This is a genomic window from Brucella sp. IR073 (genome assembly GCF_049065735.1).
In the GTDB taxonomy this organism is placed as follows: Bacteria; Pseudomonadota; Alphaproteobacteria; order Rhizobiales; family Rhizobiaceae; genus Paramesorhizobium.
Map to the genome: position 1 here is coordinate 16,029 of NZ_JBAKHD010000003.1, position 25,561 is coordinate 41,589.

Sequence of the window (25,561 nt, forward strand, 5' to 3'; positions counted from 1 at the left end):
CCCCGCCGTTTCAGCGCGGGCATCGCTCCGTGCGTGACCCCTCGACAACTGAGAAACGCCGCTCTGAGCGCCGCCGTACGCGGCTGCGCTCGGGCAAGCTCGTCGATTTGAACGGTCGTTTCCTGATCGAATGCCAGATGCACGATATCGCGGGCGAAGGCGCGAAACTGCGCGTCGCCGACCCGCGCAAGGTTCCCGACCGCTTCTGGCTGTTCGACGATTTCTACGCCCGCGCCCTCATCGCCGAAACCGTCTGGCGCAACGGCCTGGAACTCGGCGTCCGCTTCCGCCACAACCCGGAAATCCCCCCGCTCAGCGAGACGCGCCTGGCGGAACTGGCGGGGAAATATTATTCGCTTTGAGCCTGGCTCAGCTTCTTGCCGATCGATTTCATGTTCATTTCGCGGATTTCGTCCGACGACATATAGGTGAACTGCTCCACCAGGAGGTCGCGCACGACAGGCTCGGGGAAATGCCTGTTGATACCGTCGATGACGGATTTCTTCACCGTCTCGAAATGCACCTTCTCGACCTGCTTGGTGTCGGAATAGCTGCCGTAGAATTGCCGGAAGATCTCGTCCTTGACGAAATATTCCAGGGGAACGGTGATGCGTCCCTTCGCCTTTGAATCGATGGTGTAGACGAACTGCGCGATGACATAGCCCGCCACCGCCCCGTCGCTCATGACCGGCACGCTGAACACGTCGGTCTTGTCATATTCCATCCCGCCGAGATAGCTCGCCTTCTCCTCTTTCGCCTCCGATGGCACGCGGCTCTTCACCGTGAAGAACAGCGAGCCGAGCGCGACGGCGCAAATCCACAGGCCGATCAGGACGATGCGGATCATAGGGTTTGACCGGCCCTTGCATCCCGCAGGGTATAGGTCCCATCCGCCTCATGCGTTTCGATGGCGGTGCGGATGATGTCGGAGAGTTCGCCCACCGCGCGCAAGTGCAGTTGCAGCGCCTCGCAATTGCGCTCCAGCTTCTGCCGCAGCCGGTCGAGCAGCGGTTGCAGCGTCCGCAGCGCCGACGCCTCGGCCCGCGCCGATGCCTTGTTCATCGCCCGGGTGAAATCATAGAGCCCCCTGCTCTTGCGGGCGTTGATGTCAGCGAGGTCCGGATGCGCCCCTTCGAGCAGCAGCTGCGTCTCCGTCTCGACCACGGTTTCCAGCCGCTCGATGGCATTGACGACCGGCTTCAGCACGGCTTCGACCTCCGCCTGCTCTTTAAGCGTATCCGCGGGTTCGATGATGGCAAGCATGTTTTCAGATGTCATCAGACGTTTCCTTGAGCTGTCCGCGGCGTCGATTCCGTATCCGCGTCGGTATCCAATTGTTGCTTGATGAGCGCGCGCTCGGCCTGGTGCAGAATGGCGGCTTGCGTGGTTCCGTCAGCCGCCCGCCTGCCCTGCGCCTCAAGCATGCGCGCGATGCCGATGCCGCCCGCATCCGCCATTTTCTCGGCAATCGCTTCGGCCATCATCGATTTCCAATATTCCCCGGCAATGCCCTTCCCGAACACGGCGTTCGCATCCTGCGGCAACATCGACTGCACGAAGGTCTGCAGCATGAACGCCTCGAACTTCGTATAGGCGGAAGCCGGATTGGCGCTTTTCGGCCTAAGCGCATCCGCGGGCACGGCTTCAACGGAGAAGGCCAGCGCGGACGGATCGGCCGTCATCCGCGATGCCGCGATGCTGCGCAGCCGCTCCACCGACGCCCGGTAGGTTTCCGGATCGGCGGCATTGGCCACATCGAGCACCAGATCTGACGGCGGGCTTATCGCCATTGATATCCTCTCATCATGTTTCGCAGCACCTTAAGCGTCCAAACTTACGGCAGGCTTGAGTGAGTTTGTTTCGCCGCAAATTCCTCGATGAGAAGCGCCAGTGTCTTTTTCTCATCCTCGCGCCGGCAGTCCGCCATGCGCCCCTGCAGCATCTCGGTACGGCGCGAGGTCTGGAGCAGGTGCTGCCGCTCCCGCGCCAGTTCCTTTTCCAGTTCCGCCTTCCGGCGCATATTGGTGTTGATCCGCGTCAGGATCGCCGCCGGGTCGATGAACCGTGCCTGCCCGTCATAACGCCGGTCGAGCATCGCGATGAGTTCGCCATTCTCCGCCTCGGCCTCTGCCAAGGCAGCGGTGAGACGCGAGATCGTCATCTCCTGCCGCGCCTTCATCAGCGATTGCACCGCAATCATTTTCTTCAAGCCTTTGGTGTCCATGAAAATCGTCTCTCAAAAGCTGCGCAGATGCTGGCCGATCTCGGCGTTGAAGAAACTCAGCAGTTCCGGCAGCAGGAAATAGATGAGCGTCAGCCCGCCCGCGAGAACGAAGGGCAGCGAGATGAAATAGACCGGAATCGTCGGCGTCAGCTTGTTGATGAGGCCGATGGCGATGTTGACGAGAATCGCGAACACGATGAACGGCGCGGCGATGCGCAACGTCCCTGTGAACGCAGCGGAAAATGCGTCCGTAATATCCACCAGCGCCGCACTGGGCTTGAGCCCGCTATCGATGGGAATGACCGAATAGGAGGCGATGAGCGCGCGCAGCACCTCCAGATGCAGATCGGTGACGAAGAACAGGAACAACGCCGAGAAGGTGATGATGCTGGCGATGATCGCCTGCGGCTCCGTCTCCTCGATGGCGGGGCTCGGGGACCCCGAATAGCCGATGGCCATCGCTACCACATGGGCCATGAATTGCAGCGCCCAGAAATAGATCTGCGCCAGAATGCCGATGAGCCCGCCGACCATGCTTTCCGTCACGATCATCCTGAGCAGCGTCCACGATTGCGTATCCGCCAGCGACCCCGCCATGCGCGGCCCGATCAGCGGCACAACGGCCAGCGAGCAGGCAATGGCGAGAAACAGCCGCACCGACATGGGCACGCGCGGGCTCGACACGCCCGGCATGACCATGAGACACGCCCCGACACGGGCGAAGACGAGGAAGGCGGCGGGGACCATCTCGTTGATGGGGAGGGAGAGGAAGGAGGGCATGGGAACGTTAGCGCTCTACGCGCCCCCCCTATACATTTTGAGCCGCCTCACGAAATCGTCCCCAGCGCCTTCACCTCGACCCCGCGCGCGATTTCCACATGCGACAGCACGGACAGCGTGGCGAACAGGCGCTCGATGATCATGCGGATATAGGGCCGCGCCTCGGGCGAAGCCACCAAGACGAAGCGCTCGCCGCTGTCCATATGCTTACGGATCGCGGCGCTTGCCTCCGTGCCGAACTGTTCCAGCAGACGCGGGTCGATGTCGAACTCGATCACCTCGCCCTTGGCGTCGCGCTTCAGGCTCTGGTGGAACACCATGTCCCAGCGATTGCCGAGCCTCAGCACGTTGAGCACGCCATTTTCCGACAGATCGCCGCAGATCTGCTGCGCCATGCGCATGCGCACATGCTCCACGATCAGCTCCGACCGGCGCACATGCGGCGCGATTTCCGCGATGGCCTCCAGAATGAGGTGCAGATTGCGAATAGACACCCGCTCCGCCAAGAGGAGCTTCAGCACCGCCTGCAAACCGGAATAAGACAGATGCGCCGGGCAGATATCGTCGAGCAGCTTGCGATATTCCGGCCCGAGCCGGTCGAGCAGGATGCGCATGTCCTTATAGGACAGAAGCTGCGCCAGATTGTTGCGGATGATCTCGCTTAAGTGAGTCAGCAGCACCGAGAGATTATCGACCGTCATATAGCCGTCGCGCTTCAGCTCCGCCGCAAAGGTTTCCGGCACCGAATAGGCGCGCATGCCGAAGGCCGGCTCGCGCATTTCCTCGCCTGGCACGGCAGGCGGCGTACGCTCACCCAGCACGACAAGCGTCTCGCCGACGCGAAGCTCATGCGATGCCACCGCCGTGCCATGGATCTTGATCCGGTAGACCTTAGGCGGCAGGCCGATATCGTCGGTCACCTTGATCTCGGGGATGACGAAGCCATATTCCAGCGCAAATTTCTTGCGCATCTTGTTGACGCGGTGGGCGAGCTCCTCCTGCTGCGCCAGGAGCCGGGTGGAAAGCTGCTTGCCGAGGCAAAGCTCGATCTGCGCGGTCTCCAACGAAGCCTTGACGGAGTTGCGCTCCTCGTCCTCCTTCTGCCTCGCCTTCTGAGCCACCTCAGCATCCTCGGCGGCGCGGCGGCGGGCCGCGCGGCGCGGAATGGCGAAGCCGACAAAGGCCATGCCTGCCGCAAGCACGAAGAACGGAAACGCCGGCAGCCCCGGCATCACGCCGAGCACGAAGAGGAGGAGCGCCGCGATAAACAGCGCCTTCGGATAAGCGCCGAGCTGACCGAACACCGCCTGGTCGGTCGAGCCGCGCGTGCCGCCCTTGGAGACGAGCAGACCCGCCGCCAGCGACACGATCAGCGCCGGGATCTGCGTCACCAGGCCGTCGCCAACGGAAAGCTTGGTAAAGACGTCCGCCGCCTGCCCGATGTCCATACCATGCCGGGTAACGCCGATGATGATGCCGCCGAAAATATTGACCGTCGTGATGATCAGGCCGGCAATGGCGTCGCCGCGCACGAATTTCGACGCGCCGTCCATGGAGCCGAAGAAGGAGCTTTCCTCCTCCAGTTCACGGCGGCGATGCTGCGCCTCCTTCTCGTCAATGAGGCCGGAGGAAAGGTCGGCATCGATCGCCATCTGCTTGCCGGGGATGGCGTCGAGCGTGAAGCGCGCACCTACTTCCGCGATACGGGTCGCGCCCTTGGTGATGACAAGGAAATTAACGATGATCAGGATGCAGAAAACGACGAGGCCGATGACAAAATCGCCGCCCATGACGAATTGCGAAAAGCCATGAATGACATGCCCCGCCGCCGTATAGCCTTCATTGCCATGGGTGAGGATGACGCGCGTCGTCGCGATATTGAGCGACAGCCGCATCATGGTCGCGATCAGCAGCACGGTCGGAAAGGCCGAAAAATCGAGCGGCCGCTGAATCCATAGCGCCACCATCAGGATCAGCACCGAAAAGGCGATGGAAAAGGCAAGACCGATATCGAGGATCAGCGCCGGGACCGGCAGGAACAGGACGGTCAGAATAATGACGATACCAGCCGCGAATCCGATATCGCTGCCCGTCAGAAAGCCATTCCCGAACGTTTTCGTCGCGCTCTGCTGCACATCATTCTCCCATGCTGTGAGAGGAGAATAGACAGCGAAGCTTGCGCGAAGGATTTGCTTACAAACGCCGCAATTCGCGCCTTGCATGGCTGCGCGGCGGAGATCACGGGGCCTTGGCTTGGAAAGGATAGGCCATGAAATCCGGTGGCATTTGTCTTCTGTTTGTCGCCCTTGCGTGTCTCGGACAGGCCCATGCGGCGGAAAATCCGGACAGAAATGACCTGTCGGGCTATCTAGATAACCGCGGCGCTGTCATCATGCCCTATACGCTTGACCCCAACGGGCAGATGGAGATCGATGCGGTTCTATGCCCGGCGCGGGAACAATGCCTTGGCGTGCCGCTTCAATTCGATTCCGGCGCTCCGGACAATAATATCAACGCAGCGCTGAAAGAGCGGCTGTCGTTGAAAGGCGATGAAAAAACAATCGCGAAATTCTACCTCGGCGCCCTGCCGCCGGTCAGCGCTTTTCCGGTTTCTTTCAGCAAGGAAGGGATGCGCGGCAGCTATATCGGAGCCGGGTGGATCGAAAAGCTGGGCTTGTGGTTCAATTTCGGAACCCGCGAAGTTTATGGCAAGGTTCCCTCCGGCGCTGTCGCGGATTATGTGAAGGGAAGCGCCCTCAAATACAGAGTGATTCCGCTGAAATCACTCGATGCGTATCGCTATGTCACCGTCTCGATCAATGGAAAGAAGCCGGTGAATTTTCTCATCGACACCGGGGCCGCCGTCAGCCTCATCGACAAGGACTACGCGCAATCATTGAGCCTAGGCTTCAATGACAGGCACTGCCTGACGATGGGCAGTCAGGCGGGCGAGAGCAAAACATGCCTCACGCACGATATTCTCTCCCTCAAGGCCGAAGACGAACCGCTCCCCGCCTATCTGCCCAAGGGCTTCGGCTATCTCGACATGAGCTTCGTCATCCCGCCGCTTAAGATCAAAGGCATTCTGGGACTGGACTGGCTGGAGCGAACCGGCGCTATCATGGCGCTGGCGGAGAACAGGCTGTATGTGCCGGTGACGGATGGTTCGGCGTAAGGGCGAGACAGGACGGTCAGAATAATGACGATATCGCTGCTCGTCGGAAAGCCTTGCAGGGTGTTGCTTTTAACGTGGGGGCTCTACGGCCCCCCCCCTCTGCCCTGCCGGACACCTCCTCCGCAAGGGGGGAGATTAGGCTCTCATAAACGTCCGGCGCCAATAGCCCTAAAATCCCTTCTCGATCCGCGAATAGGCCAGCAGCGTGAAGGAATTGATCTGCGCGCCGACAAAGGGTGCAGTGAAGGCGAGGACGACGAAGATTACCACGATCTTCGGCACGAAGGTCAGCGTGATTTCCTGCACCTGCGTCAGCGCCTGGAAGAGCGCGATACCGATGCCCGCAAGCATCGCGGCCAGCACCGCCGGGCCGGACGCCGCGAGCACCGTCCAGATAGCCGAATTGATGATGTCGAGCGCATCGGCTTCGTTCATTGCTATTTTAAGGGAGTAAGGGAATAGGGGAATAAGGGAGTATGCTGGTCGTGCATATTCCCTTACTCCCCTACTCCCTAATTCCCCTACTCCCTCAACTAATCGTCACTCCGGCGGTGATCGGCAGCTCTTTCCCGTCGGCAAGCTTGGCGAGGAGGCTGCCGTCCTGCTGGATGAGTACGGATTTCACTTGGCCGCTCGTCTTGCCATCGGCGCTGGTGACGGTGTGGCCGATGAGGCTGTCCGCCTGCGAGAGCATGGAATTGCCGAGCAGCTTCTCCAGCTTGCTGTTCATCTGCACCGCCTGCTCGACATTCGAGAACGTCGCAAGCTGCGAGACATATTGCGTCGAATCCATCGGCTGCGTCGGGTCCTGGTTCTTCATCTGCGCCACGAGCAGCTTGAGAAAGGACTGGTAATCCGCCGACGCCGCCCCTGATGTCGCCTCATTGGTCGTCTTGGGCGTGTTCTGCGTGGTGGTGCTGGTATTCGTCGTCGGGTTATAAACGCTTGGTGTCGTCGTCATGCCATTGCCTCCGCGGGCTGAGCTTTCAATTCCGGTTCGCGCTTGCTTGTCCCATTCATGATACGCGCTTCGCCGGGATAGAGCCCGCGCAGCGTCTTCAGCGCCTCGAAGATACGGTCCTGATGGACGAGCTCATCGACGATCTTCAAGCCCTTGAGGATTTCGGCATCCTCGAAGGCATTGAGCGTCGCCTTGAACATGATCTTGAATGTCTCGCGCGCCTTTTCGGCAAGGGCCGGCTCGATCAGCATCGTCTGCGCGGCGAAATAAAGCTGGCGCAGCGGCGTCGTCGTCTGCTCCGGCTGCAGCACATGCGCTTCCAGCAGGAATGTCGCGTTGTTGAGCAGTTCCAGCGAAACCTTGCGGTCGGCGCGCAGCACAGCACCATTGATATAAATCTTCTCGCCCGCCCGGAGCGAAAGGCGAATGGTATTCCTCGGCGTGGGTGCCATTTAAAGACTGTCCCTGATCGTGCGGGTGATATCGATGATCGTGTCGTAATCCTCGGACTGCCCCTGCCTGATCCGCTCCAGCTCCTTGAGGATAAAGATACCGATGGAGATGATCGCGGCGCGCAGCTCCTTCGGCAGAGCGTTCTCGGCGCTGCCCAGATCCTCGATCAGCGTGGTCCACAGCCGCATCGTGTAATAGCTGGCATCGATCGCCTCGTGCGACGATGTGCCTTTTTCGCGCGCCTCCACCAGCATGTCGATGCAGCGGTCGAAGAGCTGGCGCTCGCGCTCTTTGGCGCTCCCTGCATCCTCACTCATCACATCTTCATAGCTCATCTGGTACATGGCATCTCCCGGGACATTTGATAAGAAAACTTGATTCAATACTTTAAGTTACTTCAAGTTTTACTGCAGAATTCATGCAAGTATTACTTATATGACTTGACTCTATATTTCAGGAACTACTTCAAGTAATTGAGAAGACTCAATCCCATCAGCCGCGTGGTCATCGCATAGGAACTTTCGATCTGGGAGGTCAGCGCATTGACACGTGTCGCCGCCTCGTAAGGGTCGACGGCCTCCAGATCGAGAACCGAGCTGTTCAGAATGTTGAGCTGGGCGGCTATGCGGGTATTGGCGCTGTTGGTGCGGTCCTGCGCGATGCCGAGGGTCGATTGCGACTGTGAGACGCCGGTAATGGCTTCGGTCGTGCTCGTTAGGGCCTTATCGACAAGCGCATTGAAGGCCCCGTCGCTGAGGCCGATACCGCCCAGTTCCGCCACCATGGCGAAGCTCATCGCCGCCTTGCGGAACCCTGAATCATTGGCGCTGACGGAGGTTTCGGCGAGTTCCGTCGGGGCGATACGGCTCTTGATCACATCGCTCGATGCCTGCGACCAGTTCTCGCTCCAATTGGCCTCGCTGAACGCGTCCGCAAAGGCCCCGTCGAGGAATTCCGTCATCTGCTCGCCCGTGATGCCGGCCACCTGCGGATCGTCCATGCCGAAGCCGAAATGATCCTCAAATGCCTGCTGGACAGATGCTCGCGCGGTGCTGCCATCGGCATAATAATCAGCGACCGGCTTCACATCCGTATTGACGCCGGAGAAGATATATTCGCCGTTGAAGCTGCTGTTGAGCAGGCCCGTCATCGTCTGCAGCCCCGCCTTGGCGCTTTGTACAATGGCGTTCTTGCCCTCGGGCGTGGAGGTCGCGCCGGTCAGATTGGCGAGATATTTCTGCGATTCCTTGATGACGTCGCTGATCGCCGTCTGCGAGGTCTTCATGCGCTCGCCGGTCAGCTTGTTCATGTCGCTGAGCGAAGTCAGCCGATCATATTCCTTGCGCAGCGAAATGGTCTGGCTGGAACGCGAGCCCAGCGCCAGCCCCACATCGAAGACGGTGCCGGTCGTGGCTTCCTTCTGCGCCTTCAGAAGCTCCGCCTGCGCCTTGGAAACCACCGAGCGAAGGCTGTTGTTGAGTGCGTAGGTGGAGACTGATTGAGCCTTCATGGGCCTTACCTCACCGCATTGAGGAGATCGTCGAGCATCGCGCCGACGGTTGAAAGAATCCGGCTTGACGCGCTGAACGATTGTTCGATTTCGAGCATCAGCGCCATCTCTTCGTTGATATCGACGCCCGTGGCGTTGGAGAGCGCCTCTTCGGCGCGCGAGGCAACGATCGCGTTGTAGTCCTGGTTCTCCGTGACGATCTTGCGCTTGCCTTCAAGCCAGCCGGAGGAGGCAGCGCTGTAATCGACGATGCTCAAATTCGTACCAAGGCCCGCCGCCGGATCGAACGGGCGCTTCTCGCCCATGAGGCCGATCAGCTGCTGCAGCCGCCCGGAGAAGCCAGCCGCGTTGTCCTGGTTGTATATGTCGCCGTGACCGTCGCGCAGCAGTTCCGGATTGCCGCCTTCGGAGCGTATATAGTCTGACGGGACATGGATCGTCCCCGCGACGCCCGGCTTGGTCAGGTCGCCCGTATGGCTGAAAAGCCCGGTCTGCCCGCCCTCCTCCGAGAAGATGCCGACGAGGCCGCGCGCTATTTCATCGAGCTGGCTCTGATAATCAGGCGCGATCTGGTCGCGCAGTTGCAGAAGGCCGGAGAGGCGGCCCGTGCCATAGGGCTGGTCGAACGTGCCATGCGAGAGCGGCACGCCATCCACATAGACATTGTTGCCGCTCGTGCCCGGCGCGAAGCCCGGCGTCGGCTCGAAGCTCACCTGGCGCGCCGTTTTCTCGAACAGCGTCACCCCATTGTCGGCGAAGATCACCATGTCATTGTCGCTGCGCGTCATCGTGGTGATGCCGATTTCGCCCGAGAGGTCCTTCAGGATCGCATCGCGCTGGTCGAGATAGTCGGAAACATCCGCCCCGGCGCGCGTGCCGCTGACGATCTTGTTGTTGACCTCTTCGAACCGGGACAGCAGCTTGTTGATGTCATCGACCGAGGTGGCGATATCCTGGTCCGCATCGGCGCGCAATTGCTGGATCTGCGTCGTTCCCTCATTGAGCGCCTTGGCGAGGTCCACGGCCTTGTTGATCGCCGCGTCGCCCGTCGTCCCCTGCCCCGGCTGCGCGGCATAGGTCGTAAGCGCATCGCGCAGATCGCCGATGAGCGCGGCGGGCGATCCGGCATAGTCGTTGGCGGAGTAGAGCGAGGAGAGACGGTCGAGCCCGGCGGCGAGCGTGTTCGAAGCCGTGGTCTGGCTGTTGGCCTCGATATAGCGCGTCAGCAGCGCCTCATCCGCCGCGCGCCCGGCATTCACATAGACCGAGCCGTATGGCCCCGACACCACCGACGAGATGCGCCGGACATAGTTTGGATCGCTTGCGCCCGCGATGTTCCGGGAGACGACCGCCGTCTTCTTCGACGCAGCGGCCAGGGAATTCTGGGCCGTAAGCAATGCAGAACTAAGTGACATTTTTGATCCAATTCCCGCCAGTATTGGAAGCGTATTGTGGCGAAATCCCGGTATCTGATGGCAAAATCCCGGAGAAATCGTGTCTATAAGAAGGCCGGGCGCCCGCACCCCCGACCTTTAAGCTGTAAAACTATCGCTTGAGGTTCACGAGCACATCCATCAAATCCGCCCCCGTCTGGAAGGCCTTGGAATTGGCGGTGTAGCTGCGCTGCGCCTCGATCATCTCGGTCAGTTCCTCGGCGATATCCGCGTTCGACTCCTCGAGCGCGCCGGAGGAAATGCTGCCAAGGCCGTTATCCCCGGGAAATCCGAGCTGGATGTCGCCGGAGTCGGCGCTCGGCGAATAGACATTGCCGGAAAGCACTTTCATATTGTCCGGGCTCGCCACATTGCCGAGCGGAATGCGGTAAATCTCGCGCTGGCTGCCGTTTTCGTAGAGCGCGATCACCGAGCCGTCGTCGCCGATATCGACGCTCTTGATGGCGCTGGGGCCCTGCCCGTCGATCTTCGCCTCATAGACCGTGTATTTGCCGCTGAGCTGCTTCGTCGCGGAAAGATCGAGATTGAGCGTCTGGCCGCCCGGAATATCGATCTCAAGCTTACCGTCGCCGCCCGTCAGCTTGCCCGAGTTGGCGTCGAACGTCATGGTGGAGGTTGCAAGCGCCGCCTCCGAATAGGGAAACCCGCCGCTGGCCGATGCCTTCGACTGGTCATAAACGGCGACCTGCCACTGATTGTCCGCGGTCTTGCTGAAATAGACGTCGAGGATCACCGCCTTGCCGAGATTGTCGTAGGCGACGAGCGAGGTCTTGTTGGTGTATTTCGAGTTCGCGTCATTGGCCCCGGCCGCAGGCGGCGGCACGATATCGGCATCGGCAGGCAGATTGACCGTGAACTTGCCGTTGCGGCTTGGATCGGCGACCAGATCCATCTGCGCGATGTTGATCTTTTCCAGCCCCTGGAAGCCGTTGGCGACGTTGCTGACCTGCCCGTTCACGACAGGATAGCCCATGAGGTAATAGCCGGCGGTGTTGTAGAGAAAACCGTCCGGGTCCTTCACGAACGAGCCCGAGCGCGTGAGATAGGGCGTCCCGTTCGCATTGCTGACGACGAAGAAACCATTTCCGTCAATGGCAAGATCGGTCGGCGAGTCCGAGGGACGAATGCCGCCCTGTTCGGAAATCCCGTAGCGCACATCTGTCTTCACGCTGCCGGAATTATACTGCCCGTCCGTCGACGGCAGCACCAGCGAAGAGAATTGCGTGCTGGCGCGCTTATAGCCTGCCGTGGAGGAATTGGCGATATTGTCGGCGACTGCCGAAAGCCGGTTCACCTGGGCATTCATGCCCGAAACGCCGGTACGCATCATTCCATAAAGGCTCATAGGTGTCTCCTGGAGCATTCGCGGGCCAGGCAGCGCCTGAGATCGCGGAATGCGGTAAAACCAAATTTGGGAATCCCGGAATCCGAGGCTAGTCCACGGCGCTTGCGTGAACCTGATGCCCCCTCGGGGATTACTCACGATTTACTGGGAAAGCGGTACACGGGCAGGCCGGGAATCCGGCCCGGCGAATTACTCGATGTTGATGCAGTAGCCGAGGAAGCGCTTGGAATCGATGGGGTCGTAACCGAGCCGCTCCCGAAGCTTCTTGCGCAGCTTGCTGATATGGCTTTCGACCACGTTCTCCTCGACATCAGCGTCGAAGATTCCGTAGATGGCGTTGAAGATTTGCGTCTTGTTGAGCCGGCGGCCGCGATTGGCGATGAGATATTCGAGAATGCGCCGCTCGCGCCGGGGCAGGATGAACTCGACGCCGTTGACCTGCGGGTCGCGCCCGTCGGAGAACACCCGGATCGGCCCGACCTGCGTGCCCAGCGCCTCGCCCTTTGCAGCATCGACGCCCGCCCGGCGGCGGATGGCGTTGATGCGCGCCATGATCTCGCGGACATGCACGGGCTTGCGCACCACATCATCGACGCCCGACTGGAACAGCTCCAGCGTATGCTCCAGCGATTGGGTCTCGTTAACAGCGATCACAGGCGCGGGAGAACGCTCGCGGATCTTGGGTGGAAGATGGTTGCGATTGGCGCACTCGCCGATCAGGAAGGCTTCGACCGCCAGAATATCGCTCTGCGCGACGCTGTCGACCCACTCGCCGAAATCATCGGGAGAAAAACCTGTCGTTGAAATGCCTTCACGTCCGAACCACGCGGAATATCCGCTGGTCACAAGGTTGCGTTCGTCCACAACCACAATCATCGGCCCGCCTCCGAATCAGTCTGTGCCCCGTATGGTTAACGGATAACTGGCGCGATGACTCGCCAGCAATCACAATTTATTAGGGGCACTGATTTGGAGAGGTGGGTGAGTCAAAAATGCCACAGGGTCGGAAGGCCGGGAACAAGAAGCACCCGTCATCCTCCCTATATAAAACTGTAACGCGGGATGGAATTCACATTTGTTGACAAATGGTTACCTGACTATCCGAAGCAGAATTTGCGCGCCTGCGCCGTCCAGTTCCCGAAGCCGGTGGCCACCATATTTTCCATCACCCGGCACACATATTTCTTCTGCGCCGGGTTGTTGTTGGGTCCGGCGTGGTAGCGGGCCACCGCCAGCGTCCAGCTTCCCTCGCGTGCGCGGAGCTCCCTAAGGAAGCGCGCCGCGTAATCGACATTGGCGTGCGGCTCCAGCATCTGCGCCACCGAGGGGAACTTGTTCCCGTGAAAGTAGTGGTTGATCTGCATGCAGCCGAGGTCGATCAGCTTCGCCCCCTGCCGCTGCGCTTCGCTAAAACCCATGAGCGCCGCCGAGGCTGAGGGAAAGAATTTAGCCTTCCCCTCGATATTCATCGCATAGGGCTGGAGCGAATTTTTGCGCCCCGTTTCGGTCAGCCCCACCGCATAGAGAATGCCGATGGGGATGCCATATTTGGCCGAGGCCTTGTGCATCTCCCGCTCGCAGGAATTCTCCGCTCGCGCCGGAACCGGAACCAGCAGGCTAGACGACAAGACCGCGAGACAGGCGGCGGCCCTGAGGCGCCTCCACGGTCGCGGACGCCCCGCCCCGCTGGCCCTGCTCGTCATCCATCCATGACCCGCGCTGATCCCTGTTGCCATTCCTCTCTCCCTGCATCTGGGTCTGCGGTTGTCCGCTGCTCCGCCCGCCGGACTGGTCCTGCGCGGCGAAATTCTGCTGCCCCGGCTGACCGTTGCCCATATTCGCCGTGGAAGAATTGGGCCGCTCCGTTACCGTGATGGCGACGACCGCATTGTCGCCGAGACCCGCCGACTGCAGCGCCTTGCCGAGCATGTCACGGTCGGCGGCAAGCCGCTCCGCCGTGTCGCGCCGGTCGGCCATCAGTTCCACCTGCAATCCCTCGGGAACGAGCCGGAGCCGCGCATTGACGGTCCCAAGCTCTTCCGGCTGCAGACGGATGTGAAGCGTTCTGGCGACGCCATAGCTGCGCTCCGAGACGACATCCACGCCCGTGATATGCATGGGCTGCCGCACCGGCTGAGCCGCGCCTGCCGGCGCGTGCGGAGCGGCGGGCGGGCTTGGTGCATTGCTTGTGCCCTGCGTTGCCGGCTGCGCCCGTTCCGCATTGGGGGCCGGCTCGCTGCGTTGAGGCTGGCTCGGCGCGTCCGGCTGCTGCGGAGCCCGCGGCTCGCCCTTCGTCTCCATCTGCGGGCTCGCCGCCTCCGCCTTAGGGGACGCTGCGCTATTCACCGCGGGCGCGTTTCCGCCCGGCTGTTGCGGAGCGACAGCCGTATGGCTGGCCTGCTTCTGCTCCGCCTTTGGCTCTGCCCGCTCCACTGGCTTCACGCGGTCTGCCTTGGGGGCATCAGCGCCCACCTCAATTGCCGCGTCGACAGGAATTTCATCGCCCGCATCGTCGGCGGTGGTCTTCTTCTCCCCTGCCTTCGTTCCCTCTGCCTTCGGCATAAGGGTATCCGCTTCCGCGCTTGCCGCCGCGGTTTCCGTGCTTTTCGTCAGGAACGGATCGAGCGCCAGCATGGCCTGCGCCGCGAACTCCGAAAGCGGATCGGGCTCCCGCGTCTCACGCTTGCCTTCGTCCGTATCCGCCTCCTCCGGCTTCTCAACCCGCTCGCCGCGCGGCTCGATCTTCTCCGCCAACTCGCGCACCAGCGCCTCGAAACCGGCCGCTTCCTTCGGATCGGCCTCCTTCTCATTGGCGTGAAGCGCGTGCTTGCCGCCCATGCGCGCGACGTGAACAGAAGACTGCGTCATCTGCGGCAGGATATCCTTGATTGTCATTGTGTTTTTCCGAGCAGCCGGTCGATTTCGGCCAGCTTCTTCCTTGTTTCGTCCACGGTTTCCGCTACCGCGGGATCAGCGGGCTGGGTTTCAATGCCGGGCTCGATCCATTCGGGGCTCGCCTCCTCCTTGTCAGCCGAGGCCGGAACCGGCTTTGCGCTAGGCTCGCGCACGACACGCCCCGCCATCGCCTCCGCCGCGTCGAGCAGCCGCTGGTCGCGCTCATGCAGCCGGTCCCTCGGTATTTCCGAGAGCGTGCGGATCGCCTCGCCCGCGCCGGTGGAGGCCGCCGTGCTTGCCGCAGAATAAAGCCGTGCCTGCGCGTCGTCGAGGCCCAGTTGCCGCGCCAGTTCCACCGCCTTGGCCGAGGTGAAGCGGGAGCGCTCCATCTGCCCGTCGAGCAGCGCGCCGCGTGCGACGCGCAGGTAAAACGCCCGCTGCGCCATGGGGCTTGCAAACCGCATCAATTCCGCGATGTCGTCGTTGGTGATGCCGTCCTTCAGCTGCATCAGTGCATCGACGAATTGCAGGTAAAAATCCTCCGCATAGGGCGAGCGGGAGAATCGCTGGAGGTAATTGCGCGCCAGCAGCTTCACCTTGTTCGCATCGTTCAAGCGCGCTGCAGTCTTGAGGCTGCGCCGGATCGCCGCCTCCTCGAAAAGCGAGCCCGGCATCGAGACGCGGATCGTATCGAGCCGCTTCATCGCCAGCGCCGGATCGCTGGACGCAAGCGGCGGCGAAGTCACCAGATAGATCGAGGCCACCAGCTCCGGCGGAAGGCCTGGCGGCAGCGGCTCGGCGAACTGCTTCACCGCCTCCGCCGTGTTGGCGTCCGTATAGGCGAGCGCGCCAGCCACCAGCCGGGGCGCAAGCACCTCCGGCGGCGCGGCCTTGAGGATGTTCCGCACGATCTCCGGATTGCCGCCATTCAGGAGGTAAATCACCGCCGCATGGAGGTTATCTGGCCGCGACCACACATCCGAAGGACTCGCCTGCATCTGCCCCGCAATACGCGCCAGCACGCGGTTCAGCATCGCGAGCGCCTCGGGCTTTCCCGCAACGACCTGATCCTGCAGCATGCGCAGCGAGCGGACGAGCTGGTACGGCTCGAGCTTGGGCAAAGGTGACGCGGCGAACGCGCCCGTGGGGAGGAGCGCGGTGGAGGCGGCGAGGAGAAGAATGCGTAGAGGGATAACGATTTTAAGGGAAGCGCTAGGCGCCCCCCTCTGCCCTGCCGGGCATCTCCCCCGCAAGGGGGGAGATTGGCTGTCCCGGCCCAGGGCGCTTGCCTTACAAAGTTGGCGATTGGCGAAAGCGGAGATGAGGGCGTAATCTCCCCCCTTGCGGGGGAGATGTCCGGCAGGACAGAGGGGGGCGCTGTCCCGCCGACCTTCCCGTTTTAATAAGAAATACGCTAGCCAGTGTATTCTCATCACGGCGCCGTCTTCAAAAATATATCGATCCGCCGGTTCTCCGCCGCGTTGGGATCATCAGCCTTCTTCGGCTGCCGGTCCGCATATCCCTCCACGCGCAGCACGCGCTTTTCATCCAGCCCGCCACGCACCAGCATGTAATAGGCCATCTGCGCGCGGGCGGAGGAGAGTCGCCAATTGTCATAGGTGGCGCTCTTGAAGGGGCGCGCATCCGTGTGGCCGCTGATGATCACGTCGCCCTTGCGCTCCGAGATGATCTTCGCGATCTTCTCCATCACCTCGACCACGCGCCGGTCCGGCTTGGCGGAGCCGATGGCGAACATGCCGTAGTCGATCTTGTCGGTAAGCTGGATCATCACACCGCCTTCGGCAGGCACGACGGTGATATCGGGGCTGTTCCCCGTCTTCGCGCCGGCGGTGGCCTCGGCGATGTCCTTCGCCAGCTTTTGCGCTTCCGCCCCACCAGCAGCGTCCGCGCCCTCCTGCGCCGCTTTTGCCGGGCCGGCTTCCCCCTTGGCTTCCTTCGCGGGCTCGTCCTTGGGCTTTTCGGCAGCGCCGTCCTGTTTCTCAGCCTTGTCTTTCCCGGCCTCGCCCGCCTCCTTGGCAGCCTTCGGCGGCGCGGGCTCGGCGATGGCGGGGAAGAGCTCGTCATCGGCGCGGTTCGACCAGTAATCCGGGTTGAACGGGTCGCGATAGGCCTTGCCGCCTTCCGATCCCGTCAGCGGTCCGGCAATGCTCGCGCCACCCTCGCCCGCCTTCGACTGGTTCTGCAAGACGCCGCTCTGATTGGCGATGTCGGCGAGCACCGCATAGGGCTCTTTGAACATCAGCCGCTCCTCAGCCTCCGTCGGCACCTGGGCCTTCTGGTCGTTGATGACCTTGGTGCCGTCCTCGGTCTTGGTGTCGCTCTCGAAGCGGACCTTGCCCTCATTCTGGTCGATTTCCTCGACGCCCTTGCGGCTCGAATGCCGGTCCACCAGCTTGACCGGGTTGAAATAGCTCGCCACCGCCGCCTTGGTTTCCTCATTGGTGGCGTTGATCAGCCACATCACAAGGAAGAAGGCCATCATCGCCGTCATGAAATCCGCATAGGCGATCTTCCACACGCCGCCATGATGCTCGTCATGGTCGTCGCCATGGCCCCGGCGCACGATGATGATTTCACGATCGGTCTCGGGATCCCGGTTCATCGGATCAATGCTTTCAATTCTGCGAGGATAGGCGCGAGCCGCGTTTCGATGATGCGCTCGTCAAGCCGCAGGCTGAGTTCCGCCGCATCCGCCTCGATGGGAATGAAATTTTCGGACGCGAAGCCCTCAAGGCTATGCAGCGCATCGAGAAGATCGCGGGGGCCCCGGATTTCCATGCCCATCGCCGCAGGGAGACAGGCCGTGACCTGCCGCGCGAAATCGGCGACCGCCGCCCGTTCGATATGCGCGGCGATGAGCGGCTCGAGCAGCTCCGCCAACTGGCGCGAGAACGAAGCCTCCAGTGTCTCAAGGGCAGCCTGCATCTGCGCCGTCAGCCGGTCTGCCGTTTCGCTTAAGGCAGCCGCCCTGATTCCGGCGATTTCTTCTTCATGCGCCCGCTGTACGCGCTGCTTTTCCGCCTCGTAGAGCGCATCCGCCTCCGCCCGGCCCGCTTCACGCCCTGCCTCGAAGGCCTGCTTCACCTGCAATTCGGCATCGACCGCCGCTTCGAACGCCTGTTCGGGGCTGGCCTCGTCCAAGGGTTCCGGTTCAGGCTCTTCCTCGCGCAAGGCGGGCAGGATCACCACCCGCTCATCGGGAATCCGGCGCGGCGAAAAGTCGGTGAGAAAGCTGGCGATGGAAACGGCGCTCATCGTCAGGCCGCCTTGCGCTCGGTGGCCTCGGGTTCGAAGCGGCGCTCGACCGGCACCTCCTCATGCACCCATTGCTTCAGCACTGCCGCCACGCGCTCCTCATCCATTTCGATCATCTGCTCCAGCCGGTAGCGCGCCGGAGCCCGCATCCGCTGGCGAAGGTCGCCGAGGCTCTCCTGCGCCTGGGCGGCATAATTCGCCGGGCTCGGCAGCGCCGCCTCACCGGCATTGGCGAGTTGCCCCGTGCCGGTGAAATCGGGAATGGCGACATCGCTGCCCTCGCGCTGGGCGACGGCCTTTACGTTGGAGACGGCCATCTCACGCATCAGCGGCCGCGCGCCGAACCAGAGGATCAGCACCACCGCGCCGATCAGCGCCGCGGCATTGATGAGGCTGCCCGCCTGCGACAGCAGCATCTCCGACACGGGCTTCGACAGCGGCTGCATGTCCTCGCCATTGGCGTCGAGGAAGTTGAGCGCCGTGACATTGACCACGTCGCCGCGCTCCGTGTCGAGCCCCGCCGCCGTGGCGACGAGATCACGGATCTTCGCCACCTGGTCCTCGACGAAATTGGCGGGCGGCGGGTTGGTGCCCGCCGAGGCAAGCAGCCGCGCTTGGTCGACCACCACGGCGATGGAGAGCCGCTTGACGGAATAGCCGTCGCTGACAGTCGAGACCGTCTTGCTGTTGATCTCGTAATTGGTCAGTTCCTCGCGGCGCTCATTCTTTTCCGAAGAGCTTTCGCCGTTCCGGCTCTGGATTTCCTCCTGCGGGATGTTCTGCTCCACGCCGGTGGCATTATCGTCCTTGGAGTTCTGCGAAGCGGCATTCTCCCGCACCACGCGCACCGAGCGCTCCACCCGCGATTCGGGATCGTACACCGTCTCGTTGATCTGCTTGCGGTCGGTGTCGAGCGCCACCTGCACGCTGGTCTGGAAATGGCCGACGCCGAGATAGGGCGCAAGCGCCTTGCGGATATTGTCGTCGATGGACGCCGAGACCTGCGCCTCGAGCGTCGCTGCCGCCACCGCCGCGCCATTGGCGTGATCTTCGCTGGAGGCAAGCAGCCGCCCATTGGTGTCCATCACGGTGACGGAGGAGGCGTCGAGCGAAGGAACCGCCGCGGCGACGAGCTGGCGGATCGATTGCGCCGATTCGGCCGCGAAGCCGCCCTCGGTGCGGATCACCACGGAGGCGGAAGGCTTCTGGTCGCCGCGCCGGAAGCTGCCCTTTTCCGGAAGCACGATATGGACGCGCGCAGCCTTGATGCCCCGGATCGCCTGGATGGTGCGGGCGATCTCGCCTTCGAGCGCGCGCACGCGGGTGATCTCCTGCATGAAGGAGGTGAGCCCGAGCGAGCCCATATTGTCGAAAAGCTCGTAACCGGCATTGTTGCTGGTCGGGAGGCCCTTTTCGGCCAGATGCATGCGCGCCTGCTCCGCCTTGCCGAAGGGAACGAGGATGGAGGTGCCGTCCGATTTCACGTCGAAGGGAATCCCCGCCTCGCCCAGCGCCATGCCCATGCGGTTCACATCGTCGCGGTTGAGGCCGACATAGAGCGTCTCATAGGCGGGCTGGCTGAAATAGAAGCTCGAGAAAAGGATCGTGCCGAAAAGCGCCGCCCCGACGAGGCCGAGCGCGATCAGCCGCTTCGTCCCGAGCCGGGCGAGCGCCCCTGAAAATTGTTCGAGAAACTGCCGGAAATTCTTCTGCATCGCATCCTGCCGCCATATTGCGAGGCCGACAGTAGAGCGCGAAGCTTGCGCGAAGGTGGTTTCGGCAGAAATAGAAAAGGGACCGTGCCCCCCGCACGGTCCCCCGCCCCCCGCTTTAGCCCCCTAAATCCGCAGCTTTAGCCGCGGAACAGCGAGAGGATCTGCTGGTTGCTCGAGTTGGCGATCGACAGCGCCTGGACGCCCAGCTGCTGCTGGACCTGCAGGGCCGAAAGACGCGCCGATTCCTTGTTCATGTCAGCATCGACGAGCTGGCCAACGCCACGATCGATCGAGTCGCTGAGCGAAGAGAGGAAGCTCTTCTGGCTGTCGATGCGATTCTTGGCGGCACCGAGCGTTGCCGCGCCGGTCGTCAGCTCGCTCAAAGCGGTTTCCACCGCAGTCAGCTTTGTGGCGAGTTCCGTGGTGGTAAGGGCAGCGGCGCCCGGTGCAAAGAAGTCAGCTGCAAGCAGGTCGCCAACCATGCCGCCCGTGCCGTCGGCAGCCAAAACCTGGATGTCGGAGGCTTTGACGTCGATCGTGCCGAGCGTCACGGTGTTGTCAGCGGCGCGGCTATAAGATGAAACAACCTTCAAGTCCGACGTGGCGGCACCGTCGCTAACCAGCAGGTTGCTGCCCGCATAATTCGCGCCGTTCGCGAACGACTTGATCTGCTCCTGGATCGCCTTGATCTGCGTGGCGACCTGCTTCTGCTCTGCCAAACCGCTCGGAGCGTTGGACAGAAGGTCTTTCATCTTGTTGACCTCATCCTTGATCTTGTTGATCGCGGAATAAGCCACGTCGACCTTGCCGGCGCCAAGGCCGAGCGAATCCTGAACGGCGGAGACCGCGCCATTGTCGGACTTCATCGTGGTTGCGATGGACCAGTAGGCCGCATTGTCCGAGGCTTCGCTGATGCGCAGGCCGGTGGAAATGCGGTTCTGGGTGGTTTCGAGCGACTTGTTGGTGGAAGCCAGCGTCTGCAGCGCGGTCATGGCTGCGGAATTGGTCAGAAGACTCATGGGTATTGCCCCTGTTCACAGGCATGACCTTCCGAAAGCCATAAGACTTTCCGGACAAAATCATGCGATTTATGGAATGGTTTTCGGGACAGGCCGGATTGATACCGGCATGAGCGGAGCGGCATCATGCCTATTTGCCGGCAACAGCGGCAAATCCGTCATGCCGCTACCCTAGCCGCCAGTTCTTACCAATCATTTAAGCCAGATCAAGAAAACGACCGGATCAGGCTTCCCACCAGAATATTCCAGCCGTCGATCAGCACGAAGAACAGGATCTTGAACGGCAGCGACAGCACGGTCGGCGGCAGCATCATCATGCCCATGGACATGGTGAGCGTGGCGACGACGAGATCGATCACCAGGAACGGCAGCACGATCAGGAAGCCGATTTCGAAGCCGCGCCGCAATTCGGAAATCATGAAGGCGGGAACGAGGATGCGCAAATCCACCACGCCGTCCTCGCCGGTGCGGAAGGATGGATCGGCCAGATCCTCGAACAGGCGCAGATCCTTGTCGCGAACCTGCCGCAGCATGAATTCGCGGAAAGGCGCGGAGATTTCCCGTAGCGCCACCTCCTGGCTGATCTCATTGCGCATCAACGGCTGCACCCCGTTCTGCCACGCCCGGTCGAAGGCCGGGGCCATGACGTAGAACGTCATGAACAGGGCAAGGCTCACCATGACGAGATTGGCCGGTGCGGTCGGCAGCCCCAGCCCCGAGCGCAGCATGGAGAAGGCGATGGTGAAGCGCGTGAAGCTCGTCACCATGATGAGCAGCCCCGGCGCGATGGAAAGCACCGTGAGCAGCCCCAGCAATTGCACGATCTGCCCGCTCGCCGTCCCGCTGCCGGCGGGAAGCAGGCTTTGCAGGGAGGGGGCGGCTTGGGTCTGGGCGGCCGCGGCGGAAGCGCCGAGGAGTAGGAAGGTGGCGAGGAGGGTTAGGGTGGAAGCTGTTTTGGCGAGGGTGCCCGCCCTCTCACCCCCCTCTGCCCTGCCGGGCATCTCCCCCTCAAGGGTGGAGATTGGCTGGCGCGACGCTCCGCTTTCATTCTGCAACGTCAGCGATTGGTGCCGAACGTTGATGAAAGCGTGATCTCCCCCCTTGAGGGGGAGATGCCCGGCAGGGCAGAGGGGGGTACTGTCCCGCCGACATTTCCGTTCCACCATCACTCCACCACCAGCGAGTAAATAAACACCCGCTCCACCTTGCCTTCGGAGCGCATCTTTGCGCGTTCTTCCAGATCGGCCCGCAAATAGGCGAGGCCTGTCGCGCCCTGCAATTGCAACAGACTGGCGCTACGCAGGAAGGCCATGAAATCGTCGGAAATCTTCATTGTCATGTCGGGCGGGATTTCCTCGCCGGGCTTGGCGACCAGCCCCGCCTCCAGCCTGATCCAGGTCGAGGACGGCACGGCGAGATTGGTGAGGATCGGCTTCAGCGCCACCACTGCCCCGAGCGGCTGCGTCTCGGGCTTTTTCTCCGGCGCTTTATCAGCGCTCGCACTGGCCGGCTCTGCGGCCCCGCCGATAAAGCCGCCGAGAACCCAGCCGCCCCCTGCCGCGACGGCGGTCAGCAGCGCCACCGCCGCGATGAGACCAACGAGCGAGCCGCCCGTCTCGCGTTCATCCGATGATTTCGTCGCGCTTGCCATAACTCGCCTTAAAACGGAGAAACCTGGTCGAGGATCTGCTGGCCATAGGGTGGCTGCATGACCTCGCTAATCCGCCCGCGCCCGCCATAGGAAATGCGCGCCTCGGCGATCTTGTCGTAGGAGATGGTGTTATAGCCGGAGATATCGCGCGGCCGCACCACGCCCGCCACATTCAGCACGCGCAGTTCATTGTTGACGCGCACCTCCTGCGAACCGCTGATAACGAGATTGCCATTGGGCAGGATGTCGGTCACGATGGCGGCGATGGAGAGCTTGATCTCCTCCTTGCGCTCCACCACGCCCTTCCCTTCCGAACGGCTGTCGGAATTGGATTTGAGCTGGCCGGCGAAATCGCCCGCCGAGCCGCTGCTCGTCGAGAATTCCCCGCCCAGCCCGTAAAGCCCCGAGGAAACACGCTGGCGGTTACTCTTATTATCGAGATTGGCCTTGTCGTTGATCGAGATGTTTACGGTCAGCACATCGCCAGGGCTCGACGCGCGCGGATCGCGAAAGAAATTGGTCGAGCGCTTGTTCCAGAGCGAGTATTTGCCGCCGCCCGGCTGCGCCGGATAGCCGGCACTTGCGCCATAGCCGCCATAGGACGAGCCGATATCGGTCCTGACGGGCGTCAACTCCGGCGTGCGGTTGACTTCTTTCAGCGAATTGGCGCAGCCGGAAAGCCCAAGCAGCCCGGCATAAACTAATATCATTGTCTTTTTCATTGGATCCGGCCTGCCGTTTCAGGCTTCGTCTTGCTGCTGCGTTTTTCCGTCGATTGCGCGCCGACGATGACGCGCGCCAATTGCGCGGATTTCTCCGCCGGCATCTCGTTGAGGATCACGCTCGAGGTACGCGGGCTGAGTTTGAGAAGCAGCGCTGCCGCCGCCTCGTCATCGATCAGCGTCAACTGCGCCGCCGCCGCATCCGGCTTCATCTTGGAGATGATTTGGACCAGCGAATCCTGCGCCTTTGCGATGAATTCGTTGCGCCGTTGCAGCCAGACCTCATATTCTTTGCGCTTTTCCTCCAGCGCCTTGACCCGCTCATCCACCTGCTTGCGCAGATCGTTGAGTTCCTTCGTCTGGATCGCATGGCGCGCATCGGCGGCATTGTCGGTCAGGTTGCTGCAATATTTCTGAATTTCCTCAACGCTGGAGGGAACCTGTGGAATGGCGCCGGTTTGCTGGGCGTGAGCAGCGGGCGCGAGGGCGAGGAAGATGGCGACGACAGCGCCAAACACCCCCCTCTGCCCTGCCGGGCATCTCCCCCTCAAGGGGGGAGATTGGCTGACACGATTCCCGCTGCCTAATCTCCAACGCCGAGGATTGGTAGATACGTTGATGAAGGCGCAATCTCCCCCCTTGAGGGGGAGATGTCCGGCAGGACAGAGGGGGGTGTCCCCGCGCCAACGTTTCCGAAAATCCACCATCATTGCACCACCAATTCCGCATGCAGCGCGCCTGATGTCTTGATCGCCTGCAGGATGGCGATGATGCCGGTCGGCTTCATGCCGATCTGGTTGAGGCCCTTGACGAGATTCTCCAGATTGGTGCCTGAGAGCACGCCGATCTTCGATTGCTGCTCATTGGCCTCGATATTAGTCGTCGGCACCACCACCGTCTCGCCATCGGAGAACGGCTCGGGCTGCGAGACGACAGGCGTTTCGGTGACGCGCACCGTGAGGCTGCCATGGCTGATGGCGACCTTGGAGATGCGCACCTTCTCGCCGATCACAACAGTGCCGGTGCGCTCATCCACCACCACGCGGGCGATTTCGTCGGTCGCGACCGGCAGCCCCTCGATCTCCGCCAGGAAGCGCGCGGCGGTGATGTTCTTCGGCTTCCGAAGCCGGATCGACTTCGCGTCGCGCTCCTTCGCCACCGGCTGGCCGTAGCGGCGCTTGGCGAAGATGTTGATCGTATCCGTCACCCGGATGGCGGTGGTGAAATCCGGGTCGCGCAATTCGACGACGAGTTCGTCCCGGCCGAAATTGCCCTTGACCTCGCGCTCCACCAGCGCGCCGTTGACGATGCGTCCGCTGGTCGGCACGCCCTGGGTCAGGCTTTCCGCCTCACCCTCCGCCGAAAAGCCCGATACGATCATGTTGCCCTGCGCCACCGCATAGATTTCGCCATCGGCGCCCGCGAGCGGCGTCATGACAAGCGTGCCGCCCTGGAGCGAAGTCGCATCGCCCAGCGAGGAAACCGTCACGTCGATGCGCGAGCCTGCGCCCGCGAAGGCCGGCAGATTGGCGGTGACGATCACCGCCGCCGTGTTTTTGGAGCGCGTCGCGCCGCTGGGCGCGCTGATGCCGAGATTATCAAGCATCGCCCGCATCGACTGCTCGGTGAAGGGCGAGTTGCGAAGCGAGTCGCCCGTGCCCTTGAGGCCGATGACGAGACCGTAGCCAACGAGCTGGTTGTCGCGCACGCCCTGGATGGTAGCGATGTCTTTCAGCCGTGCCACCACGCCGCCCTTGCCGAGATCGGAATAGGCCATTTTCGAAGGCGAGCCGCCCGAGCCGAGCCAATCGGCATCGGCCTCCGCGGCGGTGGCGTAATCCTTGTTGTTGCGCGCCGATTCGTCCGCAGCCAGCGGCGAAATACCCATCAGAAGCGCAAGGCTGGTGGCGACGATCCGCTTCACTGCATTCCCACCTGTATCCTGCCGTCGGAAAGCACGGTTCCCGAAACGACGAGGCCGCTATCGATATTGCGCACCTTGATGAAATCCCCGGCGGCGCCCGGCTCGAGCGGCGCCCCCATCGCCGTAATGGTGAGCCCGCCCGCCGTATAGACGAGCGGCGCGGGCACGCCGCGCTTGACGAGCGAGGGCTCGCTGACCGCGCCGATGAGGATCGGCTTCCCCGGCAGCAGCGTGCGCCGTGCGACCTTGCCCGTCACCTGTTCCGGCGTTTGGGCATATTGCTGGGCGGCTTCGGCGCGGATGGTGAAGGTCTTTTGCAAGAGCGCGGTGTCACCCACCGTCTGGCCGGGGTAGATAACGGTCGAGGGCACGACGAAGGAGATGCGGTCGGCATGGGCCATGGGGATGGCAGTAAGCATTGCCACGCCGATGATCGCGGCAAGCACCCCCCTCTGCC

At 62.1% G+C, this 25,561-nt stretch carries 29 protein-coding genes; 2 read left to right on the plus strand and 27 right to left on the minus strand.

Features of this window, described 5'->3' with window-relative positions:
* Window positions 1-29 precede the first annotated feature (29 nt).
* On the plus strand, window positions 30-362 hold the full coding sequence (locus ACOWVG_RS06640; RefSeq protein ID WP_420960861.1) for a PilZ domain-containing protein: 333 nt from the start codon (window positions 30-32) through the stop codon (window positions 360-362).
* On the opposite strand, the gene ACOWVG_RS06645 is transcribed toward ACOWVG_RS06640, so the two are convergent.
* The 6 genes from ACOWVG_RS06645 to flhA are packed head-to-tail and all read right to left on the minus strand — an operon-like array spanning window position 350 to window position 5,139.
* Window positions 350-847, minus strand: coding sequence for a hypothetical protein (locus ACOWVG_RS06645; protein ID WP_420960862.1), 498 nt, complete (start codon window positions 845-847; stop codon window positions 350-352). The two genes, ACOWVG_RS06640 and ACOWVG_RS06645, sit on opposite strands and share 13 nt — an antisense overlap.
* Window positions 844-1,278 carry a flagellar protein FlgN gene (locus ACOWVG_RS06650; protein ID WP_420960863.1) on the minus strand — a complete coding sequence of 145 codons (435 nt, stop codon included), beginning with the start codon at window positions 1,276-1,278 and terminating at the stop codon, window positions 844-846. The genes ACOWVG_RS06645 and ACOWVG_RS06650 overlap by 4 nt, the downstream gene beginning before the upstream one ends.
* The gene (locus ACOWVG_RS06655; protein ID WP_420960865.1) at window positions 1,278-1,790 is read right to left on the minus strand and encodes a rod-binding protein; all 513 of its coding nucleotides are present in this window, start codon (window positions 1,788-1,790) and stop codon (window positions 1,278-1,280) included. Before ACOWVG_RS06655 ends, ACOWVG_RS06650 begins: the two co-directional genes overlap by 1 nt.
* 44 nt (window positions 1,791-1,834) lie before the next feature.
* Complete coding sequence (locus tag ACOWVG_RS06660) at window positions 1,835-2,224, minus strand: hypothetical protein (RefSeq protein ID WP_420960866.1); 390 nt, start codon at window positions 2,222-2,224, stop codon at window positions 1,835-1,837.
* Window positions 2,225-2,236: 12 nt separating this feature from the next.
* Complete coding sequence (gene fliR / locus ACOWVG_RS06665) at window positions 2,237-3,004, minus strand: flagellar biosynthetic protein FliR (protein WP_420960868.1); 768 nt, start codon at window positions 3,002-3,004, stop codon at window positions 2,237-2,239.
* A 47-nt stretch (window positions 3,005-3,051) separates the two neighbouring features.
* Window positions 3,052-5,139 carry a flagellar biosynthesis protein FlhA gene (flhA, locus tag ACOWVG_RS06670; protein ID WP_420960869.1) on the minus strand — a complete coding sequence of 696 codons (2,088 nt, stop codon included), beginning with the start codon at window positions 5,137-5,139 and terminating at the stop codon, window positions 3,052-3,054.
* Between the two features lie 134 nt (window positions 5,140-5,273).
* Here flhA and ACOWVG_RS06675 point away from each other — a divergent pair, with 134 nt between their 5' ends.
* Window positions 5,274-6,179 (plus strand): aspartyl protease family protein, encoded by a 906-nt coding sequence (locus tag ACOWVG_RS06675; protein WP_420960871.1) that lies wholly within the window; start codon window positions 5,274-5,276, stop codon window positions 6,177-6,179.
* 168 nt (window positions 6,180-6,347) lie between these two features.
* On the opposite strand, the gene fliQ is transcribed toward ACOWVG_RS06675, so the two are convergent.
* The 21 genes from fliQ to flgA form a co-directional block, all read right to left on the minus strand.
* Entirely contained in the window at window positions 6,348-6,614 is a 267-nt protein-coding gene (fliQ, locus tag ACOWVG_RS06680) for a flagellar biosynthesis protein FliQ (protein WP_420960872.1), read from the minus strand.
* A gap of 94 nt (window positions 6,615-6,708) precedes the next feature.
* Window positions 6,709-7,140, minus strand: coding sequence for a flagellar hook assembly protein FlgD (flgD, locus tag ACOWVG_RS06685; RefSeq protein ID WP_420960873.1), 432 nt, complete (start codon window positions 7,138-7,140; stop codon window positions 6,709-6,711).
* Window positions 7,137-7,592 carry a flagellar biosynthesis repressor FlbT gene (gene flbT, locus ACOWVG_RS06690; RefSeq protein WP_420960874.1) on the minus strand — a complete coding sequence of 152 codons (456 nt, stop codon included), beginning with the start codon at window positions 7,590-7,592 and terminating at the stop codon, window positions 7,137-7,139. The genes flgD and flbT overlap by 4 nt, the downstream gene beginning before the upstream one ends.
* Window positions 7,593-7,937, minus strand: coding sequence for a flagellar biosynthesis regulator FlaF (gene flaF, locus ACOWVG_RS06695; RefSeq protein ID WP_420960875.1), 345 nt, complete (start codon window positions 7,935-7,937; stop codon window positions 7,593-7,595).
* 116 nt (window positions 7,938-8,053) lie between these two features.
* Window positions 8,054-9,103, minus strand: a complete 1,050-nt coding sequence (locus tag ACOWVG_RS06700) for a flagellar hook-associated family protein (protein ID WP_420960877.1) — start codon at window positions 9,101-9,103, stop codon at window positions 8,054-8,056.
* A 5-nt stretch (window positions 9,104-9,108) separates the two neighbouring features.
* Complete coding sequence (flgK, locus tag ACOWVG_RS06705) at window positions 9,109-10,518, minus strand: flagellar hook-associated protein FlgK (protein ID WP_420960879.1); 1,410 nt, start codon at window positions 10,516-10,518, stop codon at window positions 9,109-9,111.
* Between the two features lie 130 nt (window positions 10,519-10,648).
* Window positions 10,649-11,902: a flagellar hook protein FlgE gene (locus ACOWVG_RS06710; protein WP_420960880.1), complete on the minus strand. Its 1,254-nt coding sequence runs from the start codon at window positions 11,900-11,902 to the stop codon at window positions 10,649-10,651.
* A 189-nt stretch (window positions 11,903-12,091) separates the two neighbouring features.
* Complete coding sequence (ftcR, locus tag ACOWVG_RS06715) at window positions 12,092-12,778, minus strand: flagellar transcriptional regulator FtcR (protein ID WP_420960882.1); 687 nt, start codon at window positions 12,776-12,778, stop codon at window positions 12,092-12,094.
* Between the two features lie 221 nt (window positions 12,779-12,999).
* On the minus strand, window positions 13,000-13,470 hold the full coding sequence (locus tag ACOWVG_RS06720) for a transglycosylase SLT domain-containing protein (protein ID WP_420960883.1): 471 nt from the start codon (window positions 13,468-13,470) through the stop codon (window positions 13,000-13,002).
* Between the two features lie 49 nt (window positions 13,471-13,519).
* Window positions 13,520-14,797: a flagellar hook-length control protein FliK gene (locus tag ACOWVG_RS06725; RefSeq protein WP_420960885.1), complete on the minus strand. Its 1,278-nt coding sequence runs from the start codon at window positions 14,795-14,797 to the stop codon at window positions 13,520-13,522.
* The gene (locus ACOWVG_RS06730; RefSeq protein ID WP_420960887.1) at window positions 14,794-15,918 is read right to left on the minus strand and encodes a chemotaxis protein MotC; all 1,125 of its coding nucleotides are present in this window, start codon (window positions 15,916-15,918) and stop codon (window positions 14,794-14,796) included. The genes ACOWVG_RS06725 and ACOWVG_RS06730 overlap by 4 nt, the downstream gene beginning before the upstream one ends.
* Window positions 15,919-16,229: 311 nt before the next feature.
* Window positions 16,230-17,420: a MotB family protein gene (locus tag ACOWVG_RS06735; protein WP_420960889.1), complete on the minus strand. Its 1,191-nt coding sequence runs from the start codon at window positions 17,418-17,420 to the stop codon at window positions 16,230-16,232.
* Window positions 17,417-18,073, minus strand: coding sequence for a hypothetical protein (locus ACOWVG_RS06740; RefSeq protein WP_420960890.1), 657 nt, complete (start codon window positions 18,071-18,073; stop codon window positions 17,417-17,419). The genes ACOWVG_RS06735 and ACOWVG_RS06740 overlap by 4 nt, the downstream gene beginning before the upstream one ends.
* A gap of 2 nt (window positions 18,074-18,075) precedes the next feature.
* A complete protein-coding gene (gene fliF, locus ACOWVG_RS06745; protein WP_420960892.1) occupies window positions 18,076-19,788 on the minus strand; it encodes a flagellar basal-body MS-ring/collar protein FliF in 1,713 nt (570 codons plus the stop codon).
* Window positions 19,789-19,925: 137 nt separating this feature from the next.
* On the minus strand, window positions 19,926-20,807 hold the full coding sequence (locus ACOWVG_RS06750; protein ID WP_420960894.1) for a flagellin: 882 nt from the start codon (window positions 20,805-20,807) through the stop codon (window positions 19,926-19,928).
* A gap of 206 nt (window positions 20,808-21,013) precedes the next feature.
* The gene (gene fliP, locus ACOWVG_RS06755) at window positions 21,014-21,808 is read right to left on the minus strand and encodes a flagellar type III secretion system pore protein FliP (protein WP_420960896.1); all 795 of its coding nucleotides are present in this window, start codon (window positions 21,806-21,808) and stop codon (window positions 21,014-21,016) included.
* A 164-nt stretch (window positions 21,809-21,972) separates the two neighbouring features.
* Entirely contained in the window at window positions 21,973-22,458 is a 486-nt protein-coding gene (locus tag ACOWVG_RS06760; RefSeq protein WP_420960897.1) for a flagellar basal body-associated FliL family protein, read from the minus strand.
* Between the two features lie 8 nt (window positions 22,459-22,466).
* Window positions 22,467-23,180, minus strand: coding sequence for a flagellar basal body L-ring protein FlgH (gene flgH / locus ACOWVG_RS06765; protein WP_420960898.1), 714 nt, complete (start codon window positions 23,178-23,180; stop codon window positions 22,467-22,469).
* Window positions 23,177-23,698: a MotE family protein gene (locus ACOWVG_RS06770; RefSeq protein WP_420960900.1), complete on the minus strand. Its 522-nt coding sequence runs from the start codon at window positions 23,696-23,698 to the stop codon at window positions 23,177-23,179. Before ACOWVG_RS06770 ends, flgH begins: the two co-directional genes overlap by 4 nt.
* 188 nt (window positions 23,699-23,886) lie before the next feature.
* On the minus strand, window positions 23,887-25,068 hold the full coding sequence (locus tag ACOWVG_RS06775) for a flagellar basal body P-ring protein FlgI (RefSeq protein WP_420961653.1): 1,182 nt from the start codon (window positions 25,066-25,068) through the stop codon (window positions 23,887-23,889).
* 32 nt (window positions 25,069-25,100) lie between these two features.
* Window positions 25,101-25,523 (minus strand): flagellar basal body P-ring formation chaperone FlgA, encoded by a 423-nt coding sequence (gene flgA, locus ACOWVG_RS06780; protein WP_420961655.1) that lies wholly within the window; start codon window positions 25,521-25,523, stop codon window positions 25,101-25,103.
* Window positions 25,524-25,561 lie beyond the last annotated feature (38 nt).

Excerpts from the sequence above, each read along its gene's own strand:
- ACOWVG_RS06645 (WP_420960862.1), bottom strand. The coding sequence starts at position 847 with ATGATCCGCATCGTCCTGATCGGCCTGTGGATTTGCGCCGTCGCGCTC.
- ACOWVG_RS06650 (WP_420960863.1), bottom strand. The coding sequence starts at position 1,278 with ATGACATCTGAAAACATGCTTGCCATCATCGAACCCGCGGATACGCTT.
- ACOWVG_RS06655 (WP_420960865.1), bottom strand. The coding sequence starts at position 1,790 with ATGGCGATAAGCCCGCCGTCAGATCTGGTGCTCGATGTGGCCAATGCC.
- ACOWVG_RS06660 (WP_420960866.1), bottom strand. The coding sequence starts at position 2,224 with ATGGACACCAAAGGCTTGAAGAAAATGATTGCGGTGCAATCGCTGATG.
- fliR (WP_420960868.1), bottom strand. The coding sequence starts at position 3,004 with ATGCCCTCCTTCCTCTCCCTCCCCATCAACGAGATGGTCCCCGCCGCC.
- ACOWVG_RS06675 (WP_420960871.1), top strand. The coding sequence starts at position 5,274 with ATGAAATCCGGTGGCATTTGTCTTCTGTTTGTCGCCCTTGCGTGTCTC.
- fliQ (WP_420960872.1), bottom strand. The coding sequence starts at position 6,614 with ATGAACGAAGCCGATGCGCTCGACATCATCAATTCGGCTATCTGGACG.
- flgD (WP_420960873.1), bottom strand. The coding sequence starts at position 7,140 with ATGACGACGACACCAAGCGTTTATAACCCGACGACGAATACCAGCACC.
- flbT (WP_420960874.1), bottom strand. The coding sequence starts at position 7,592 with ATGGCACCCACGCCGAGGAATACCATTCGCCTTTCGCTCCGGGCGGGC.
- flaF (WP_420960875.1), bottom strand. The coding sequence starts at position 7,937 with ATGTACCAGATGAGCTATGAAGATGTGATGAGTGAGGATGCAGGGAGC.
- ACOWVG_RS06700 (WP_420960877.1), bottom strand. The coding sequence starts at position 9,103 with ATGAAGGCTCAATCAGTCTCCACCTACGCACTCAACAACAGCCTTCGC.
- flgK (WP_420960879.1), bottom strand. The coding sequence starts at position 10,518 with ATGTCACTTAGTTCTGCATTGCTTACGGCCCAGAATTCCCTGGCCGCT.
- ACOWVG_RS06710 (WP_420960880.1), bottom strand. The coding sequence starts at position 11,902 with ATGAGCCTTTATGGAATGATGCGTACCGGCGTTTCGGGCATGAATGCC.
- ftcR (WP_420960882.1), bottom strand. The coding sequence starts at position 12,778 with ATGATTGTGGTTGTGGACGAACGCAACCTTGTGACCAGCGGATATTCC.
- ACOWVG_RS06720 (WP_420960883.1), bottom strand. The coding sequence starts at position 13,470 with ATGCACAAGGCCTCGGCCAAATATGGCATCCCCATCGGCATTCTCTAT.
- ACOWVG_RS06725 (WP_420960885.1), bottom strand. The coding sequence starts at position 14,797 with ATGACAATCAAGGATATCCTGCCGCAGATGACGCAGTCTTCTGTTCAC.
- ACOWVG_RS06735 (WP_420960889.1), bottom strand. The coding sequence starts at position 17,420 with ATGAACCGGGATCCCGAGACCGATCGTGAAATCATCATCGTGCGCCGG.
- ACOWVG_RS06740 (WP_420960890.1), bottom strand. The coding sequence starts at position 18,073 with ATGAGCGCCGTTTCCATCGCCAGCTTTCTCACCGACTTTTCGCCGCGC.
- fliF (WP_420960892.1), bottom strand. The coding sequence starts at position 19,788 with ATGCAGAAGAATTTCCGGCAGTTTCTCGAACAATTTTCAGGGGCGCTC.
- ACOWVG_RS06750 (WP_420960894.1), bottom strand. The coding sequence starts at position 20,807 with ATGAGTCTTCTGACCAATTCCGCAGCCATGACCGCGCTGCAGACGCTG.
- fliP (WP_420960896.1), bottom strand. The coding sequence starts at position 21,808 with ATGCCCGGCAGGGCAGAGGGGGGTGAGAGGGCGGGCACCCTCGCCAAA.
- ACOWVG_RS06760 (WP_420960897.1), bottom strand. The coding sequence starts at position 22,458 with ATGGCAAGCGCGACGAAATCATCGGATGAACGCGAGACGGGCGGCTCG.
- flgH (WP_420960898.1), bottom strand. The coding sequence starts at position 23,180 with ATGAAAAAGACAATGATATTAGTTTATGCCGGGCTGCTTGGGCTTTCC.
- ACOWVG_RS06775 (WP_420961653.1), bottom strand. The coding sequence starts at position 25,068 with ATGGGTATTTCGCCGCTGGCTGCGGACGAATCGGCGCGCAACAACAAG.
- flgA (WP_420961655.1), bottom strand. The coding sequence starts at position 25,523 with ATGCTTACTGCCATCCCCATGGCCCATGCCGACCGCATCTCCTTCGTC.